Raw genomic sequence first — 17,055 nt, forward strand, 5'->3', positions numbered from 1 at the left:
GCTCAACTCCCGCGCTTGCGCAGGCGCGACCAGCCGCGGGCGCGCGGCGGCGGCTCCACCGCGGGTAGCGGGATCTCCAAGTCCGCCGCCAGCGCACCGCGTTGGACCGGGGTCAGCCGGTGTCCGTGCTGCACGACGGCGTAGGTCGCGAACTCCTTCAGGCCACGGCCCATCAACGCGCGGACGAGGTCCCGGTACAGCTCGGAGAACATCCAGTCAGCACCACTGATGACCCCGTGCGCGCAGGTGGTGAGACCGAGCGCGTCCAGGCGGACGAGCAGTTCGACGACGTCGGGCTGCTTCATCCACCGGGTGCTGTCCGCCAGGGCGCTCGCGACCCGGTACTCCGCCCCCACCTCGCACAGGCCGACGATGGCGACGATCCGTTCGTCCAGGGGGCGCTCGGGGTCGGCGACGAGCCTTTGGATGACCTCGGGCGAGGGTTCCTGGACGCCGTCGGGCACGGGGTCGCGGTGTCTGCCGAGGAGGGTCCGCAGCAGTGCACCGTCGAGCACGGCCCGCGACGCGTCGAGGAAACGGAGTGCGTCCACTGCGTCGCCCGGGGCCGTCCGCACCAAGTGCGCGAGCACCAACGGCACCGCCGTGCCGACGCCCTCGAACCGCAGCGAGTCCAACGCGTCGCGGAAGTCCGCCCCGCTGAGCCGCACCAGCGGGTCCAGCACACCGTCGACGGGCAGGTCGGCAGCGCGCAGGGCCAGGGCCGCCCGGGCGAGCGTGGGGAACGGGGCGTGCCTCAGGGCGTCCAGTACGCGCGCTCGGTCCCGAGCGGCTTCCCGGCCCGTCAGCAGGGCCAGCAGCTCCACCACTTCCGAGACCGGGCGGGAGGCGGCGGCTCCCAGCAGGCGTTCCGCGTCCAGGGGGCGGCCCATCGCGCGTAGGACGAGGACCAGCTCGGGCGTGCGGGCCACGGGGTGGCCGAGCGCGGCGGTGGTGAACAGCCGCAGTAGCGCCTCCTCGTGCCCCTGGGCGTGCAGCGCCCCGGCGAGGTCGCCGACTCCGTCGACGGAGAGGGTTTCCGCCGCCCCCTCCAGCGTCCCGTTGGCGCGGTCGTCCATGCCGGCCGCCCACAGCGCCTCGCACAGCGCGGCGATCTCCTCGACCGTCGTGTACGCGTCGACGGCGGCCCGCAGCAGTTCGCTGGTGGCGGAGCGGCGGCCCGAACGCTCCATGACGACCAGCACCCGCACCAGGTCCTCGGGGCTCAGGGTGACCAGGACGGAGTGCCGGCCGTAGATGTCGAGGGCTTCCGCGACGCGTTCGATGGCGAGCAGCGCTTGCGCCAGCCGGACCGCCTCTCGCGGCGAGGGCGTCGGCGCGGCGGCGAGGACCCGTTGGGCCTCCTCGTCCAACTGGGTCGACCACAGTGCGCCGGCGAGGCCGAGGATCTGCTCCGTCGTGCGCAGTTCGTCGATGGCTGCGGTCAGTACGGCGTGCGCTTCGACGCCCTGCTCGGCCGCCCGCAGGGCACGGACCACGCCGGCGACGTCCTCGGGGGCCCGGCTGGCGATCGCGCGCCGCAGCCGTGCCGCGTCCTCGGCGGCGTCCAGGGCGTGCAGCGCGCCGAGGCCGGCGGCGAGGTCGTCCGGGGCCCGCTCTGCGGCGGCGCCGGCGAGCACCGCGTCCGCCTCGTCCGTACGCCGCTGCTCCCGCAGCACCCACACCAACGTCGCCACCTCCTGCGCGGGTCGGGTGGCGGCGGCCAGCTCCAGCAGTTCGGCGGCGGCGTCCGGGGCCGTCTCCCGCAGCCGGGCCGCGTGTTCGGCGAGCGCCCTGGGCCTGGTGCGCAGCGCGGCCCGCAGTCCCTCGGGCACCGCCGCCCGGGCCGGTGACTGCATGGACGTGCGGTGCGGTTCGACCAGGCCGTGCCGGTTGCGGACGAAGGCGAGGGAGCGGCCGGTGTTGCTCAGCCGCTGCTGCGGCAGCGGGCGTCCCTTGGCGCGCAGTTCGCCGAGCAGGTGCTCGTAGAGGGCGGGAGCGCCGATCACGGGCCCTGCGCCGGGCAGGCCCCGGTCCAGCAGGCGGATGAGTTCGCCGGTGAAGGCGGTGTGCCGCTCGCCGGGCGGCGACAGCGCCTGGCGGTTGGCCGCGCACGCGGTGAGCAGGTAGCTGCCGGCGATGCGGGTCTGTTCGGCGACGGTCACCCCGCCGCTGCCCTCACCGCCGACGGTGCCGCCCATGCCGCCGGTCATCGCCGCCCCGCCGTAGCAGCAGTCGAGGATGACGACCTTGTTCACCCGTCGGCCGGCTTCCAACACCTCCCGGCGCACGGCGTCGAAGTCGACCGAGGTGTAGGGGCGTTCGGGGTCGGTGGAGGGCAGGGCGAGCAGCAGGCCGTCGACGTCGGGGCCGCGCAGCCCGTGTCCCGCGTAGTACACGATCAGGGTGTCAGTGACCCGTTGGGCGGCCGTGCGCACCGTGTCCAGGAACTCCCGGGACGAGGAGGGGTCGACCAGCCGGGTGCAGTGGTCGGGCGGCAGGCCCCACACGGTGGGGTCCTCCAGCAGCCGTCCGAGGCCGTCGAGGTTGTGCGCAACCGCGGGCAGGTCTTCGAGGTCGGGCGCGGCATAGGAGGCGGAGCCGATGAGTACGGCGTACGAGCCCTGCGGGTCGGCGAGTTCCATCGGTCAGGCCGCCCCGGGAGCCGACCCGTCGGGGTCACCCGGATCGCCGGGGCCCGGTGCCGGTGCTCCTTCCGGCGGGACGGTCAGGTCGTCGATGAACCCGGCGAGCGCACGGACCGCCTCGTCCGAGCCGCCGTCCACGGTCACGGTGAGCCCGTCGGAGGGCCGGGTGAAGGTGAGGACGGCCCGGCTGCGGCGGGCGGTGCGCCAACCGGCGTACGCGAGGGCCAGGTTGGCCGCTCCGATGGAGTGCGTCAGGACGACGTTGACGATGTCCAGGCCGCCGCTCATCGCGCCCGGCACCGGCTCGGCGGTCAAGCTCACCTCTGCGTGGACGTCCTCGTCGTCCCTGAGCCAGCGGAAGAGGTCCCGCAGCACCGGACCGTCGTCCGGGTCGAGCACCTCGATCGTCAGCAGCATCCCCAAGCCCCCTTGAGCGCTTTCGGCCCGTCCGCGCGGCCGGCTGCGTCGAGCCTGTCACACCGGCTCCCGGTGTGCGGGCGCATCGTGCCGATCGTCGGACGGCGGGTGCGGCGCACGGGGCTTCGCACCGTCGTGGTGGTGGTGGGCCAGCGGGGCGTGGGGGTCGCCCGTGACGGGGGTGTGGTCGACGTGGACGGTGGCCGCGGTCAGCCGGGGCACCGCGTGGATCAGGGCGTGCTCGGCGGCGACCGCGAGGGCGTGGGCCCGGACGACGGTCAACTGCGGGTCGACGACGATCTCCACCTCGCCGCGCAGTCCGTGGCCGACCCAGCGCAGCCGGACGCACCCCACGTCGCGCACGCCGGCCACGCGGCGCAGCGCCTGCTCCGCGTCGGCCACGAGACGGGGGTCGACGCGGTCCATCAGCCGGTGGAAGACCTCGCGGGCGGCGTCCCGCAGCACGAACAGGATCGCCAGGGTGATCAGCAGGCCGACGACGGGGTCCGCCCAGCGCCAGCCGAGGGCCGCGCCGCCGGCGCCGAGCAGGACGGCGAGGGAGGTGAAGCCGTCGGAGCGGGCGTGCAGCCCGTCGGCGACGAGGGCGGCCGAGCCGATCTTGCGTCCGGTGCGGATGCGGTAGCGGGCCACCCACTCGTTGCCCACGAAGCCGATCAGGGCCGCGGCGGCGACCGCGGCAAGGTGGCTGACGTCCCGGGGGTTGAACAGCCGGTCCAGCGCCTGGAGGGCGGCGAGCGCCGCGGACGCCGCGATCACCAGCACGATCACGACGCCCGCGATGTCTTCGGCGCGGCCGTATCCGTAGGTGTGGCTGCGGGTGGCCACCCGGCGCCCGAGCAGGAAGGCGACGCCGAGCGGGACCGCGGTCAGGGCGTCGGCGGCGTTGTGGATGGTGTCGCCGAGCAGGGCGACCGAGCCGGACAGCGCCACGACGGCGGCTTGGAGGGCCGCCGTCACGCCGAGGACGGCGAGCGAGAGCCACAGCGTGCGCAGCCCTTCGCGCGAGGTCTCCATGGCCGGGTCGACGCGGTCTGCCGTGCCGTGCCCGTGCGGCGCGAAGAGGTGCGCCAGCCGGTGTCGCGTCCGATGGTGCTGGGCCGGGCTGCGAGGGGCTGCCATGACACCACCATGACAGGTGAATCTCCTTGCAGCCACTGTCGTCCTACCGGGGCTGACCAGGTGCGATGCGGTTGCAGTTGCCTGCCTTTCGTCAACCGGTGCCGGCTGGCACGACGTGCCGCCGCTCGCCGCGGGCTCGTGCCCCGGGCCGCCGCAGGCGCCGCCCACGGCGAGCGCGTCGGCGGCCCGGGGCGAACCGGATCAGCCGGCGGCGAGGGCGCGCGCCTCCGTGGCGATCAGGGCGGCGCGGGCCGCGGGCACGCCCCGGCCGGACTGGTTCTCGGCCCAGCGGGCGAGTTGGACGTGGTGTCCGTGCCCCAGCATCGTCGTCATGGTGGCGATGCGGTTGGCGTCGGCGCCGGAGGTGAGCACCAGATGGGCGAGGCCGGTGCGGCTGGCGCGGACGGTGAAGGTCGCGTCAACGGCGGTGGTGCCGCCGGGACCGGTGGCGGTGGCCCGCAGCCGGTGTTCACCGGCGGCGAGGGCGCTGAGGTCCAGCGGCTCGCCGACGGACACGGGGGTGCCGTCCACGGTGAGGGTGACCTTCTCCGCGCCGGTGGACTGGACGGCCGCGACGGGGGCCTGGGCGCGGTCCAGGACGGCGTCCGGCGCGGGCGAGGTGATCGCGACCGCGGGCGCGGCGGGCCGGTTCTGCTGGTGGGCGGCGTTCCACCCGGTCAGCTCCGCGGGCCGGTTGGTGATGATGCCGTCCACGCCGGCCTTCTCCAGGGCCCGCCAGCGCTCGGGGCTGTCGACCGTCCAGACCCACACGGCCACGCCCGCGGCGTGCAGGTCGGCGACGATGCCGGGGCGCTGGCGCAGCGCGTCGTCGGAGGGGTTGTACGAGGCGAGTCCCAGTTCGCGGGCGAGGGCGACCGGGTCGGCGTCCAGGCCGCCGCGCAGCAGGCCCAGCGGGAGTTCCGGGGCCAGTTCGCGGACGTGCTTCAGCGTCTCGACGTCGAAGCTCTGCACGAAGACCCGGTCGGCCATCTTGCGGTCGCGAACCGTGGCGACGACGTCGGCGACCTCGTCGCGGGTGTGCCGCCCCTTGATCTCCAGGAGCATGTCGCCGCCGCGGGTGCGCAGGTCGTCCAGTTGCGCGGCGAGGGTGGGCACCCGCGCCCCGGCGTAGGCGGGGGCGAACCAGGACCCGGCGTCGAGGCGGTCCAGTTGGGCCGCGGTCAACTGGCGGATGGCGCCGGTGCCGTCGGTGGTGCGGTCCACGGTGGAGTCGTGCAGGACGTACGGGACGCCGTCCTTGCTCGGCTGGACGTCGTTCTCGATGTACTCGGCGCCGCCGCGGCGGGCGGCCTCGTCGGAGACGAGGGTGTTCTCGGGAGCCGCGGACGACGCGCCACGGTGGGCGATCACGGTCAGCGGGGAGCCTTCGGGGCGCAGATATCCGCGGCCCGGCAGTTCGGTGACCTTGAGGTCGTCGAAGGAGACGGTGGCGCCGTTGACGACGAGGGCCTCGACGCCCTTCTCGGAGCGGGCGAGGCGGGTGGTGCGCAGCGCCTCCTTGCCGTCGAAGAACCAGCGGGCCTTGGTGCCGTGGACTTCGACGGCGAGCTTGACGTCCCGGCCGGTGCCGGCGGCCGTGGGCGCGGCGGCGGTGTCGGTGACGTTCCAGGCGCCGGCGGCGGTGCGTTCGGCGAACTCCAGGCCGTTGGCGGCGGTGCTGTTGCTGCGCACGGTGGCGATGGACCAGGGCACGGTGCCGTCGGCGGGCACGTCGAGGCCGAGGGCGGCCCAGCGGGCCGGGTCCTTGACGGACTCGAAGCGGGCGGTGACGTCGATGCGGAAGTTGTCGAGGTGCTCCCCGAAGGTGATCCGGCTCTGCTGGCCGGAGTCGGCGGAGGTGCCGTGCAGCCGGCCGTCCTTGACCTGCCAGGCGCCCTCCACCGCGCGGAAGCCGGCCGGCAGGGAGGTGCCGGAGAAGTCGGCGGAGAGCACGACCCGGGCGGCGTCCGCGCCTTCGGCGGGCGCGGTGGCGGGCGCTGCGGAGGTGGGCGCTGCGGTCGACAGGGAGACGACGGCGGCGGTCGCCAGCAGCAGGGACGGGGTGCGCCGGGCGCGGCGGGCGCCGAAGGGGCGGCGGCTGCGCGGTGCGAGGCGAGTTCTGAGCGACATGGCCGGCACCCTACGGAATGCGCCCGAACATGTACGTACGGAGAAACGAATGTCCGCCGGCGCCGTCGTGACCGGGTGCCGACGCGCCGGTGAACGAGGCGGGGGAACGAGGCGTACGGCGTGCGGAGCACGGGAGGCGGGGCCCGCGACCGGCCGGGGCCCGGGGTCGGCATCGCCGCCCCGGGGCGGTCCGCCGACCGGCAGCGGTGGCAAAACCGTTGGCGGTCCGCGCGCGGGCGCCGCTAGCGTGCGGCGATGACCCATGAGATGCCGCTCGCCTATCTGTTGGGCCTCGAAGGGCTCGCGCTGCTGCGCACCTTCACCGGGGAGTACGACCGGGAGTTCGCCGAGGCCAGGATCGCCGAGGTGCGCAGAATGCTCGACGACGAGCGGCTGGCGCACACGGGCGTGGAGGTCGACCGGCTGGACCCCCGCGAGGGGTACCGGATCTGGGCGCAGACGTACGACTCCCCCAACTCCGCATTCGACACGGACGGTCCCGCGCTCCGGGACGTCCTCGACGGGCTACCGGCCGGCACCGCGCTGGACGCCGCCTGCGGCACCGGCCGGGTCTCCGTCCTGCTCGCCGAGCGGGGGCACGCGGTCATCGGCGTGGACGGCTCCCCCGAGATGCTCGCCCGGGCCCGCGAGCGCGTCGCCGGCGGCGAGTTCCGCCCCGGCGACCTGCACTCGCTGCCGGTCGCGGACGGTTCGGTGGACCTGGTGGTCTGCGCGCTGGCGCTGACCCACGTACCCGATCTGGGGCCGGTGCTGGCGGAGTTCGCCCGGGTGCTGCGCCCCGGCGGACACCTGGTGACCTCGGACGTCCACCCCGAACAGGTGGCGCGCAGCGCGGTGCCGACCGTACGGGACGGGGACGGCCGACCGGGTCGGCTGGCGAGCCACGTCCACCGGATCGGGGACTACGTACGGGCCGCGCTCGCCGCCGGGTTCGCCGTGCGGCGCTGCGAGGAGCCCCGCCCGGTCGCGGCCCGGCCCCGGATCCCCGAAGCACCGGGCGGTCTCGGTGCGGCGGTCGCGGACGGGCCGTGGGAGCTGTGGCCGTGGTCCCTCGCCGCGTTGGTGCCCGACGCGACGGAGGCGGCGTCGGCGGACGTACCCGGGGTGGTCGTGTGGCACTTCCAACTGCCCGGGGAGTGACACCCCTCCGGAGGGCGGGCGCTCAGCGCAGGCCCAGGCAGGGGAGCCAGCCGCGGTCGCCGTCGTGGGCGGCCGTGAGCAGGGCGCTCAACACGCCCGTGGCACCGCCCAGCAGCCCCGGGTGCAGTTCGGCCCATGCGGAGGCGTCCGACAGGCGCCGCTCCAGCAGGTGCAGGAGTCGGGTGCGCAGGAGCACGGCGACGGGCAGGCGGGCGTGCCGGGCGAAGGCGTCGGTGACGGCGAGGACGCCCGCCGCGCCGTGGCAGAGCCCGAGGAGGTCCGTGGGCTCGGCCCCGAAGAGGTGGAAGTCCTCGTCGAATCCGTCGGCGAAGGTGGTGAAGGCGTCCAACGCCCACTCCGCGGACTCCTGGTCGTCGAGGGTGCGGGCGCCGTCCCAGACCGCCCAGGCGACGCCGGGGTTTCCGTAGCACCACGCCTGGCGGGCGCGGGCCCCGGTCTGCGGCCGGCCGTCCAGCCCGGCGCCGTCCCAACTGCGGATGCCCCGGTCGTCGTCGAAGGACTGGCGGGTCAGCCAGCGCACGGTGTGGTGCAGGGCGCCCGTCAGGTGCGGCTCGGGACCCAGGCGCCGTACGGCGGCGGTCAGCGCGGTCGCGACGCCGGCCACCCCGTGGCCCATGCCGGTGTTGATCCGGCCGTGGAGCCAGGAGAGGGTGGGGTGTTCCGCGTACGAGGTGCGCAGCCGCGGCAGGTCCGCGTCGTCGCAGAGCGCCGCGAGGTGTTGGGCGAACGGCAGCAGCGGCGCGGTGTCGGAGGTGCCGGCGGACAGGGCGAGGAGGGTGCCGGCCGGGCCGGAGATCAGGTCGTAGTCGCGGAAGGCGACGGACTCGGTGCGCCACGGGCGGCGTTCGGCGGCGTCCACGAGCCGGTCGCGGAGGCCGTCGGCGACGCGTTGCAGCGGTGGGTGCAGCAGGGCCGCGTGGTCCAGTCCGACGAGGGTGCCGGTCAACCCGACGTCGTACAGCCCGTGGTGCGCGGGTCCCCGGCCGACGGTCCGGGTCCACTGCGCGACCGCTCGTTGTGCGACGGCGACCGCTCGGGACCCGCCGGTCTCGGCGACGAGGCGGGCGAGTACGGGGACGCCGGCGTCGGCGAAGGACTCCGGCACGGCCCGGAAGCCGTCGAGGTACTCCACGGCCAGGTCGAGGGGGTGGGGGTCGAGGGCGTAGGGGTGCTGGACCGTGGGCGCCATGAACTCTTCTGTCGCTGTGGAGGGGCGGTCGAGGGGTGTGGGGTGAGCCGCCCGGGAACCGTGTCCGGGCGGCTCGGTAGGTGCGAGCGGATCAGCAGACGCCGATGACGCTGCACCCGATCACTGCGGAACACAGGCCGCTGCAGGCCCCGCCGGCCGTGATGGCCTGGTCGGCGGTGTTGGGCAGCTCCGTGCTGGTGACGCGCTCGTCGAGCTGGTCGATCAGTTCGTCGAGGTCCGCCATCTTGATCAGTTCGTCGGTGGGCATGGAACCTCTCTCCTTTCGGGTGGATGGGCGGTGACCGTCCCGGCCGCCGTCCCCCGCGCGGAGGACGGGGCGGGAACGCCTTGGGTGAGCGCGGCCGCGGCCAGGGCCGCGAGCGCCACGGGGTCCCTGGTGCGGGAGACCCGCAGCAGGAGCTGTCCGGCGACGGCGGCGCCCTGGTGCGTGGGGTCGCGCAGCGTCAGTTGGTCCGGGCCGGGCAGCATCTCTTCGAGCAGCAGCTCCTCGCCGGGCCGGCTGGCGCACATCCGCTCGATCAGCGTCAGCGTGGGCAGTGCTTCCAGGTCGACGGGCATGGGCTTGGAGTCCTGCGCGGGCCGTACGAAGACGAAGCGCGGCAGCCGGGCCGAGTGCCGCAGCGCGGCCAGCGCGCGGGCCTTGGCGAAGTCCCCGACGCGGGGCGACCACAGCAGCGCGCGGGGCACCCGCCAGGTGGCCGGGGCGACGACGAGTTCGCCGCCCACGGTCAGCCGGGGCGTCCGCGTGACCTCGTCGGGCGTGCGGTCGAAGGCCGTCGCCGGGCAGTCGAGCCGGATGACGGTGTTCGCCGCCGGGTGGCTGGCCCGCAGCAGCAGCCCGACGAGCAGGTTGTACGGCGGCATGGGGGCGCGGGTGGCGTGGTAGACGGGCACGATCCGCTCGCCGTCGGCCTCCGCGACGGCTCGGGTGCCGGGCGCGGCGCCGGCGGGGGCGCGGCGCAGGGTGATCCGGTCGAGCGGTAGGTAGCGCTGGGGCGGGCCGCCGGGGGTGCAGTACGCGGCGTGGTGCGGGTCGCCGGTCCACCAGCGCGTGGTGACGGGCCGTCGCACCGCGTTCGCCGCCCGCTCGCCGACCGGGGGCACCAGGAGTTCGACGAAGCGGACGCCGGCCCGGCGCTCCACGGCGGCGAGGAAGGAGCGGTAGCTCTCGACGGGGCCGTAGCGGCCGTGCAGGGCTTTCAGCCCGTCGGCGAACCGGGCGTCGAGGACGCCGGCGGCGGACGCGGTCTCCAGGACGGCGACGGGGCCGGTGGCGCCGACGAGCGGGCGCAGCAGGCAGTCGAGCGGCCAGGCGGGCAGGGCTTCGGCGGTGGACGGCGCGCCCATCGAGTCCAGCAGGGCGTGGTCGAGGTCGATCGTTTCGTCACCGCGGTGGCGCCCGATGTGGGTCAGCAGCCGGTCGTAGCCGGAGCCGGTGACGTGGGCGGGGTGCCAGCCCGCGTAGCGGCTCGGGTGGGGCGCCGCGGTCTCGGGGCCCTGCACGGAGAGCAGTTGGGCGAGCAGGGCGCTCAGGGGACGGGGGTGGTCGTCGAGGACCCGGGTGCCCGGCGGGGGCGCGGGGGCGGGCCGGGCGAGTTGGTCGGCCTGGCGCAGCGCCACCACGCGGGCGGCCACGGCGAGCGCGCGCTCGACCCGGGCGACGCCGGCGTCCGGGACGGTGGCGTCCACGGCGCGGTACGAGTCGACGAACCAGCCCTCGTCGTCGGCGCGGGAGCGGGCCCCGGGCCGCGCCTCCGGGGCGGGGTGGGTACGCGAGGACGGGGCGGGCCGCGGCTGGGGCAGGGCTTCGGGTCCGGTGACGTGCACGGGCGGGACCCAGGCGCTGGCGTGGTGGCGCGGGGTGCCGCAGGGCTGGAGCACCCCGAGGCGGACGAGGTGGCTGAGGAAGGCGCGGAGCGCCGCGGAGCCGCCGGGGCCGGCAGATCCGACAAGGGCGCGCTCCACCTCGGCGAGGGGGCGCGGTCCGTCGGCCAGCAGGGCGAGCACCGCGTCCAGCGGCGCGGTGCGGCGCACGGCGACCTGCCGCATCCGGCCGAGGTCGTCGGGGTCGACGCCGTAGCAGCGCAGGCGTCCGTCGGGGTCGGTGACGTGCAGGGCGGCCGGGGCGTACGCGATGGGGGCTTCGGTGTCCCACGGATCGGCCGCGGTGAGCCGGGCGCGCACCCCGTGCACGTTCTCCGCGGTCGTGGCGGCGAGCGCGCCGACGACCGCCCCCGGGGGCAGCAGCCGGGTGCCCGCCCACCCGTTGACCCCGCCGACCGGGACGAGCGCGACGTGACAGGCCCACCCGCGGGGCGTCGTCTTCACCGCGGCCCGGGCGACGGCGCGCCACAGGTATCCGCTGCGTTTGCGCAGCCGCTTGCCGGTCCACGTCTCGCCGCGGGCCAGATAGGCCGCCACTTCCCGGGTCAGCCCGGGCGTCGCCGCGTCGACGAAGGTGCGCAGCACGGGGCTTTGGTCCAGCAGGGCCCACGACAGGGCGCCGATCCGCTGCCGCTCGTCGAGCAGCGCCCGCTCGATGTCGGCCTGCACGGCGTCCGCTTGGCGGGCGGCCCGCACCAGGGCGGTGGCCTCCCTGGCCAGCCGGGCGGGCGCCGCGGTCAGCCGGTCCAGCAGTCGACACTCCTCCGGCCGGGGAGCCGCGCCGGAGTGCAGCCGCCGGCGCAGCGCCAGCAGCGCGTGCCGCTCGGGGTCGGACAGTCGGGCGTCGGGGACGACTTCGCCCACCTTCTCGGCCAGCCGCCGGGCGCGCCCGGACTGCCGGACGGCGGCGTCGGCGTGCGCGGCGAGCCGGGCGAAGAGCAGCGGATTGCCCGCGCCGGCCCACAGCGAGCAGGGCACCGCGGCGACCCTTGCCAACGCCGCGGTCCCCAGTTGCGGGAAGGGCACCCTGCGAACGGAGCCGACGTCGACCATGTCACGTTGTCCCGTCGTCGGCGAGTGCTTCGGTCAGCAGGCGCTGCCGGGCGGTCGGGATCCGGCCCCGGTTCCAGTGGAAGATGACGGCGTACGCGGCGGCGCGGCGGGGGCCGCGCACGGCTTCGCCGGAGGTGAAGTAGCCGCGGTGCCAGCCTTCGGCGGCCCGGGCCACCGCGGCCCGGTGCTCCGCGAGCAGCACGGGCCACTGGCCGGGCAGGGCGGCGAGGGCGTCCTCGCGCGGCCGGGCCCACCACTGCCGGATCCCTTCGGCGGCGCGGCGGCCGTCGGCGTCCGCCCAGCCGGCGGGGAGCGCCCGCCCGGTCTCGGAGCGGACCGCTTCCCACACGCCCCGGTGCTCCCATCCGACGACGTCGAGCCCGGCCAACAGCTCGCGCACCAACAGCAGGGAGACCCGCCAGGGCGTCGGCGCCGGCTCGCCGCCGCGTCCGGTGTGCAGGTCCAGCCAGGCCAGGGAGTCCGCCGTGAACAGCTCGTGCACCCACGGCATGGCGGCTTCGCCGCCGAAGAGGTAGCTCTCCGGCTCGTACACCGCGGCCACCGGGGGCGCCGCGAGCTCCTCGAAGGCCGCGGTGCGCTCCAGCAGCTCGGCCCGCAGCTCGGCGACTTCCACCGCGTCCGTGGCCTGGAAGCGGACCCGGAGCCCGGGCGGCTTGTGCATGAAGAAGAAGGCGCCGGCCCGTGCCGACAGCACGTCGCGGGCGGTGTCGGCGAGCCTGCCGTAAAGGTCCACCCACGACGACTGACGGGGCGTCATATTGAGCTGCACCCAACTCGCCTCGGGATAAGGAGACTTGTCCACCACTCCCCCTTTCCGCCGCGCCGCGGGCTGACGTTCCTTTCCAAAGAGAGAATTTCCTGATATCCATGGCATTCAAACGAATGCCGCACTAAGTCATATAATGCGCATCATGCTCTTTGCGTATCTGTGCGGAGTTCCGCTGCGAGGAATTCCCGCCGCTCCGCGCCCCGGTCGCGACCGCCCCGAGGCGCCCGTACGGTGGTAGGGGCGGGGCATCGAACGGTGTCGGTGCCTGTACGTGAACATCCGCTTCGTGCACGGCGCCGGCCCGAACCGCCCGGGAGGTTCGGCCATGACACAGCAGGCGCAGTGGACGCGCGTGACGACGGCCGGGGAGTTGATGGACGCCGTGCGCAGCGAAGTGCCGGCGATCGACGTCAGCGGCGTCCTGCGCGGCATGCCGATGCTCACCCTGCCCCCCGGGGTGCGGCTGCGCGGCGGCACTCTCGTCTTCGGCGCCCGGGGCATCCGGCTCACCAGCGACAACACCCTTGAGGACGTGACCGTCCACTGCCCCGACCACGAGACCGCGATCTGCAACGACACCGCCGTCGAGGAGTTGGGCACCCTCACCCTGCGCCGCGTCCGCACCCGCGGCCAAGTGCTGCTGGTGGCCCGGGACGCGGTGCGCTTCGGTCACGTCCAGGTGGAGGACCTGACGGTGGAGTCGGCCGACGTGCGGGGTCGGGCCGAACGGCCGCACGGCTTCGGCGTCGACGCCCTCCAGGGCGCGTTCACGCTCTGGAACCGCCAGCCGGACCCGGGGAGCGTGATCACCGCCGAACTCCTCGACCTGGCCGCGGGCTCCGACGGCGCGCCGGTGCGCGGCAGCGGGGTGTTCGTCGGCGGACACGGCGACGAAGACGGCCGCGGGGACGGCGGCACCGTGCGCGTCGGACTGCTGCGCACCGGGGAGATCCACACCGACGGCGGCATCCCGCCCGGCACCCCCGACCTGATCTCCGGCGGAGTGTTCGTGATCTCCGGCGCCCGGGTCGAGAAGGTGCACACCGCGGGCCCGGTGACCAGCTACGGACAGAACGACATGGTCCTCGACAACTGGGGCCGGGTGATCTCCTGGGAAGCCACCGCGCCGATCACGTCAGTGGGTCCGAGCGGCATCGGCTTCGTCAACTTCGGCGACCTCGACCACCTCGACGTGCGCGCCCCGCTGACGACGCACGGAGTCGGCGCGCGCGGCTTCAACGTCTACGACGGGACGCTGCAGCACGCCGAGTTCGACTCCATCACCACCACGGGGGACGGCGCGATCGGCGTCCAGGTCAGCCGGGACCTGCCGCAACTGGACATCCGGGGCGACCTGACCACCAGCGGCGGCACGGGCAGCAGCCTGGTGCGCGGCGTGCAGACGGAGTTGGCCGCCACCGCGCTCAGCGTCAAGCCGGGCGGGCGGATCGGCCGGGTCACCGTCGGCGGCCGGATCGCCAGCGAAGGCGACCGGCTGACCACCGTCGAGGTCGACGGCGAACTCGACAGCTTGACGGCGCGGGGCGGCATCAGCGCGGCGGGGCAGGGCGCGGACGCGGTGCACGTCGGCGACTTCGCGCTCGACCTCTCCGGCGTCACCATCACCGCGGTCCACGGCCGCGCCGTGGTCCAGTCCACGAACTGACCGCCGTGACGGGCCCGTCAGGACGCGCTCGCCGAGACCCTAAGGGGTGTCCCGTAATCCCTGGCGGATCAGCGTGCGGCGTCAGATGCGGTGCATCGCAAGGCGTCGGGGTGTTCGCATACTGGACGTATGTGGACACTCCGACAACGCAGCGAGGAGCCGTAGCTGTCGTCGCACGCCCGCCAGGGATTACGGGACACCCCTTAGTCGCGGAAGTCGGAGCAGACGTACGTGGCGCGGTCGCCCTCCTGCGGGCGGACCGTGATGGGGACGTCGTCGGTGCGCTTGGTGCCACTGGTGTCCAGGATGGCGCGGGCCCGGGCCATGCTGCACACCAGTTGGCCGACCATGTTGCGGTCCTCCACCGCGATGTCGTCGAGGTGCGTCAGCGGCACGTCGACCGTGATCTTGCCGGCGCGCAGGGTCACGCCGTAGCCCCCGCCGTACTGGTCCGCCCCCACCAGCGTGGTGAGCCCGGCTTCGCGTTCCGCCCGCGTCGGCCCCTGGCCGAGGAGTTTGAGGACGGTGACGGGCTCGGCGAACCTCTCCAGGGGGACGTCGGAGCGGGCGACCGCCTCCAGGCGGCCCGTCTGGGACACGAAGTACAGGCGCAGCCCCTTGGTCAGTCCGCCGGCGGACTCGCCGCCGTCGACGACGCCGGTGGGGCGCACTCCGCACCCCGCCAGCAGTACGGCCAGCGCCGCTACGGCCACGGCCGCCCCCTTGCCCTTCCTCACTGCCCCTCCTCGCAGGTCGACCGCCACGGCAGGTGCAGGGTGAACACCGCGCCGCCGTCGGGCCCGTTGGCCGCTTCCACGGTGCCGCCGTGGAGCCGGGCGTTCTCCAGCGCGATGGCCGTGCCCAGCCCGCTGCCCTCCGAGCGGGTGCGGGCGCTGTCCGCCTTGTAGAAGCGGTCGAAGACGTGCGCCAGGACCTCGGGCGGCAGTCCGGGGCCCCGGTCGGCGACCTCGACGGCGATCCGGCCGGCGGCCCGGTCGGCGGCCAGGGTGAGGGTGACCGGCTCCGCGCCGTGCCGCAGGGCGTTGCCCACGAGGTTGGCGACGACGACGTCGATGCGGCGCCGGTCCACCGCGGCCACGACGCCGTCGGGCAGTTCGACGTCCACCTGCCCGGTCCAGCCGCGCAGGGAGAGCGTGGCGCGAACGGCTTCCGCGAGGTCGGTGTCGGTCAGGTTGAGCCGGGCCGCGCCCGAGTCGAAGCGGGACATCTCCATCAGGTCTTCCACCAGCCGGGCCAGCCGGGCGGTCTCCGCGCTCACCGTGCGGGCGGCGCGGGCCGCGTCCGGCGGCAGTTGGTCCGCGTCCTCCTCCAGCACGGTGGCCACCATCGTCATCGCCGCCAGCGGGGTGCGCAGTTCGTGCGAGACGTCGGCGACGAACCGCTTCGCCCGGGCGTCCTGCTCGCGCAGCTCCGCCACGGACACCTCCAGGGCGTCGGCCGTCTCGTTGAAGTCCCGCGCCAGGTCGGCCAGTTCGTCCCGGCCGCGGACCCTGACCCGGATGCTCAGGTCACCGGCGGCGTGCCGGCGGGTGGCGCGCCCGAGTTCGCGTACCGGGCGCAGCACGGTGCCGGCGGCCAGCAGGGCGAGGACCGCGGTGAGCAGCACCACCGGCACGAGGCCGGTGCGGACCGCGTCGACGACGCCCGTGGTGTCCTCCAACTCCGCCCGCAGTGAGGTCATGGCGAAGACGTCGAGGCCGGACGGCACGCCCGCGTCGGCGGTGACGGGGGTGCCCACCACCAGGTACGGGCTGCCCTTCCACTCGACCCGTTGGAAGCTCATCCGGTTGCGGCTGCTGACGGCCTCGCGCAGCGCCGGGGTGATGCGGGAGAGGTCGGCGGACACGTCGGAGGTGCCCGTCATCGAGCCGTACTGGGCCAGCACCACGGCGTCGTCGCCGAGCCCGCCCGCGAGGCGGCTCGCCAGTGCGGTGAGGGAGACCTCGTCGGGCGGGGTGTCGAAGTCGGCCGCGGCCTGTCCGACGCGGTTGCGCAGGTCGTTGCGGACGGCGTCCTGCTTGCGCTCCAGGACCGCGGTGCGCGACTCGCGGTAGGCGAGGGCGGTCGCGGTCACGCCGCTGACGAGGGCGACGAGCACGAAGGCGACGACGAGGCGGGCGCGCAGCCCGCCGAGCCCGCGCAGGGCGCGCCCGAGCGAGCGGCGGGCGCCGGGGCCGCGCCGCGAGGAGCGGCCCGGGCGAAGGCGGCGCGCGCTCACACCGGTCCGAAGCGGTAGCCGAAGCCCCGGACGGTCTGGACGTACCGGGGCTGGGCGGGGGTGTCCTCGATCTTCGCGCGCAACCGGCCGACCGCCGCGTCCACCAGCCGGGAGTCGCCGAGGAAGCCGTGTTCCCACACGGCTTGGAGCAACTGCTCGCGGCTGAAGACGCGCGCCGGCGACGCGGAGAGTTCGAGCAGCAGCCGCAGTTCCGTGGGCGGCAGGGTGATCGGGGCGCCGCGCTTGCTGACGGTGAGCCCGGCGCGGTCGATGACCAGGCCGGCGTGGTTCTCGCCGCGGGCCGATCGCACGGGCTCGGCGCGGCGCAGCGCGGCACGGATCCTGGCCTCCAGGACCGGCGCGGTCACCGGCTTGACCACGTAGTCGTCGGCGCCGGCCTCCAGGCCGCGCACCACGTCGCCGTCGTCACCGCGCGCCGTCAGCATGATCACGGGCAGGGTGGAGCCGCCCTCCCGCAGCCGTCGGCAGACCTCGAAGCCGTCGATGCCGGGCAGCATGAGGTCGAGCACGGCGAGTTCGACGGCGGCGCCGGCCGGGCCCGCCAGCAGGGCGAGCGCGGCTTCGCCGGTGGCGGCCGTATCGACGTCGTAGCCGTGCCGGCGCAGCACCAGTTCCATGCCGTCGCGCACGGACACGTCGTCCTCGATGAGCAGTACACGGGCCATGGAGCGATTATGC

At 75.1% G+C, this 17,055-nt stretch carries 13 protein-coding genes; 2 read left to right on the forward strand and 11 right to left on the reverse strand.

Annotation, left to right across the window (positions count from 1 at the left end):
- Positions 1–2: 2 nt before the first annotated feature.
- The 4 genes from ACH4E8_RS13390 to ACH4E8_RS13405 all read right to left on the reverse strand — a co-directional run bounded on the left by ACH4E8_RS13390 (position 3) and on the right by ACH4E8_RS13405 (position 6,332).
- Positions 3–2,642, reverse strand: a complete 2,640-nt coding sequence (locus ACH4E8_RS13390; RefSeq protein ID WP_398447480.1) for a caspase family protein — start codon at positions 2,640–2,642, stop codon at positions 3–5.
- Positions 2,643–2,645: 3 nt separating this feature from the next.
- Positions 2,646–3,062, reverse strand: coding sequence for a hypothetical protein (locus ACH4E8_RS13395; protein ID WP_398447482.1), 417 nt, complete (start codon positions 3,060–3,062; stop codon positions 2,646–2,648).
- Positions 3,063–3,119: 57 nt separating this feature from the next.
- Positions 3,120–4,202: a cation diffusion facilitator family transporter gene (locus ACH4E8_RS13400; protein WP_398447484.1), complete on the reverse strand. Its 1,083-nt coding sequence runs from the start codon at positions 4,200–4,202 to the stop codon at positions 3,120–3,122.
- A 201-nt stretch (positions 4,203–4,403) separates the two neighbouring features.
- Positions 4,404–6,332, reverse strand: a complete 1,929-nt coding sequence (locus ACH4E8_RS13405) for a glycerophosphodiester phosphodiesterase (RefSeq protein WP_398447486.1) — start codon at positions 6,330–6,332, stop codon at positions 4,404–4,406.
- 255 nt (positions 6,333–6,587) lie between these two features.
- Here ACH4E8_RS13405 and ACH4E8_RS13410 point away from each other — a divergent pair, with 255 nt between their 5' ends.
- A complete protein-coding gene (locus tag ACH4E8_RS13410) occupies positions 6,588–7,493 on the forward strand; it encodes a class I SAM-dependent methyltransferase (protein ID WP_398447488.1) in 906 nt (301 codons plus the stop codon).
- A 22-nt stretch (positions 7,494–7,515) separates the two neighbouring features.
- On the opposite strand, the gene ACH4E8_RS13415 is transcribed toward ACH4E8_RS13410, so the two are convergent.
- The 4 genes from ACH4E8_RS13415 to ACH4E8_RS13430 all read right to left on the reverse strand — a co-directional run bounded on the left by ACH4E8_RS13415 (position 7,516) and on the right by ACH4E8_RS13430 (position 12,484).
- Entirely contained in the window at positions 7,516–8,703 is a 1,188-nt protein-coding gene (locus tag ACH4E8_RS13415) for a lanthionine synthetase LanC family protein (RefSeq protein WP_398447490.1), read from the reverse strand.
- Positions 8,704–8,794: 91 nt separating this feature from the next.
- Complete coding sequence (locus ACH4E8_RS13420) at positions 8,795–8,971, reverse strand: hypothetical protein (protein ID WP_398447492.1); 177 nt, start codon at positions 8,969–8,971, stop codon at positions 8,795–8,797.
- Complete coding sequence (locus tag ACH4E8_RS13425; RefSeq protein ID WP_398447494.1) at positions 8,953–11,661, reverse strand: lantibiotic dehydratase; 2,709 nt, start codon at positions 11,659–11,661, stop codon at positions 8,953–8,955. Before ACH4E8_RS13425 ends, ACH4E8_RS13420 begins: the two co-directional genes overlap by 19 nt.
- A gap of 1 nt (position 11,662) precedes the next feature.
- The gene (locus tag ACH4E8_RS13430) at positions 11,663–12,484 is read right to left on the reverse strand and encodes a thiopeptide-type bacteriocin biosynthesis protein (protein ID WP_398447496.1); all 822 of its coding nucleotides are present in this window, start codon (positions 12,482–12,484) and stop codon (positions 11,663–11,665) included.
- Positions 12,485–12,776: 292 nt separating this feature from the next.
- On the opposite strand from ACH4E8_RS13430, the gene ACH4E8_RS13435 reads away from it, so the two are divergent.
- Positions 12,777–14,117 carry a hypothetical protein gene (locus ACH4E8_RS13435; RefSeq protein ID WP_398447498.1) on the forward strand — a complete coding sequence of 447 codons (1,341 nt, stop codon included), beginning with the start codon at positions 12,777–12,779 and terminating at the stop codon, positions 14,115–14,117.
- Between the two features lie 203 nt (positions 14,118–14,320).
- On the opposite strand, the gene ACH4E8_RS13440 is transcribed toward ACH4E8_RS13435, so the two are convergent.
- From ACH4E8_RS13440 to ACH4E8_RS13450, 3 genes are read right to left on the reverse strand one after another with little or no spacing between them, the layout of a single operon-like run.
- Positions 14,321–14,854 (reverse strand): hypothetical protein, encoded by a 534-nt coding sequence (locus ACH4E8_RS13440; protein WP_398447500.1) that lies wholly within the window; start codon positions 14,852–14,854, stop codon positions 14,321–14,323.
- Positions 14,851–16,356 carry an ATP-binding protein gene (locus tag ACH4E8_RS13445; protein ID WP_398447502.1) on the reverse strand — a complete coding sequence of 502 codons (1,506 nt, stop codon included), beginning with the start codon at positions 16,354–16,356 and terminating at the stop codon, positions 14,851–14,853. The genes ACH4E8_RS13440 and ACH4E8_RS13445 overlap by 4 nt, the downstream gene beginning before the upstream one ends.
- The gene (locus tag ACH4E8_RS13450; protein ID WP_398447504.1) at positions 16,353–17,042 is read right to left on the reverse strand and encodes a response regulator; all 690 of its coding nucleotides are present in this window, start codon (positions 17,040–17,042) and stop codon (positions 16,353–16,355) included. Before ACH4E8_RS13450 ends, ACH4E8_RS13445 begins: the two co-directional genes overlap by 4 nt.
- Positions 17,043–17,055 lie beyond the last annotated feature (13 nt).

It is taken from the genome of Streptomyces sp. NPDC017979 (genome assembly GCF_044328175.1).
In the GTDB taxonomy this organism is placed as follows: domain Bacteria; phylum Actinomycetota; class Actinomycetes; order Streptomycetales; family Streptomycetaceae; genus Streptomyces.

Coding starts and splice junctions, on each gene's coding strand:
- ACH4E8_RS13390 (WP_398447480.1), bottom strand. CDS start 2,642: ATGGAACTCGCCGACCCGCAGGGCTCGTACGCCGTACTCATCGGCTCC.
- ACH4E8_RS13395 (WP_398447482.1), bottom strand. CDS start 3,062: ATGCTGCTGACGATCGAGGTGCTCGACCCGGACGACGGTCCGGTGCTG.
- ACH4E8_RS13400 (WP_398447484.1), bottom strand. CDS start 4,202: ATGGCAGCCCCTCGCAGCCCGGCCCAGCACCATCGGACGCGACACCGG.
- ACH4E8_RS13405 (WP_398447486.1), bottom strand. CDS start 6,332: ATGTCGCTCAGAACTCGCCTCGCACCGCGCAGCCGCCGCCCCTTCGGC.
- ACH4E8_RS13410 (WP_398447488.1), top strand. CDS start 6,588: ATGACCCATGAGATGCCGCTCGCCTATCTGTTGGGCCTCGAAGGGCTC.
- ACH4E8_RS13415 (WP_398447490.1), bottom strand. CDS start 8,703: ATGGCGCCCACGGTCCAGCACCCCTACGCCCTCGACCCCCACCCCCTC.
- ACH4E8_RS13420 (WP_398447492.1), bottom strand. CDS start 8,971: ATGCCCACCGACGAACTGATCAAGATGGCGGACCTCGACGAACTGATC.
- ACH4E8_RS13425 (WP_398447494.1), bottom strand. CDS start 11,661: ATGGTCGACGTCGGCTCCGTTCGCAGGGTGCCCTTCCCGCAACTGGGG.
- ACH4E8_RS13435 (WP_398447498.1), top strand. CDS start 12,777: ATGACACAGCAGGCGCAGTGGACGCGCGTGACGACGGCCGGGGAGTTG.
- ACH4E8_RS13450 (WP_398447504.1), bottom strand. CDS start 17,042: ATGGCCCGTGTACTGCTCATCGAGGACGACGTGTCCGTGCGCGACGGC.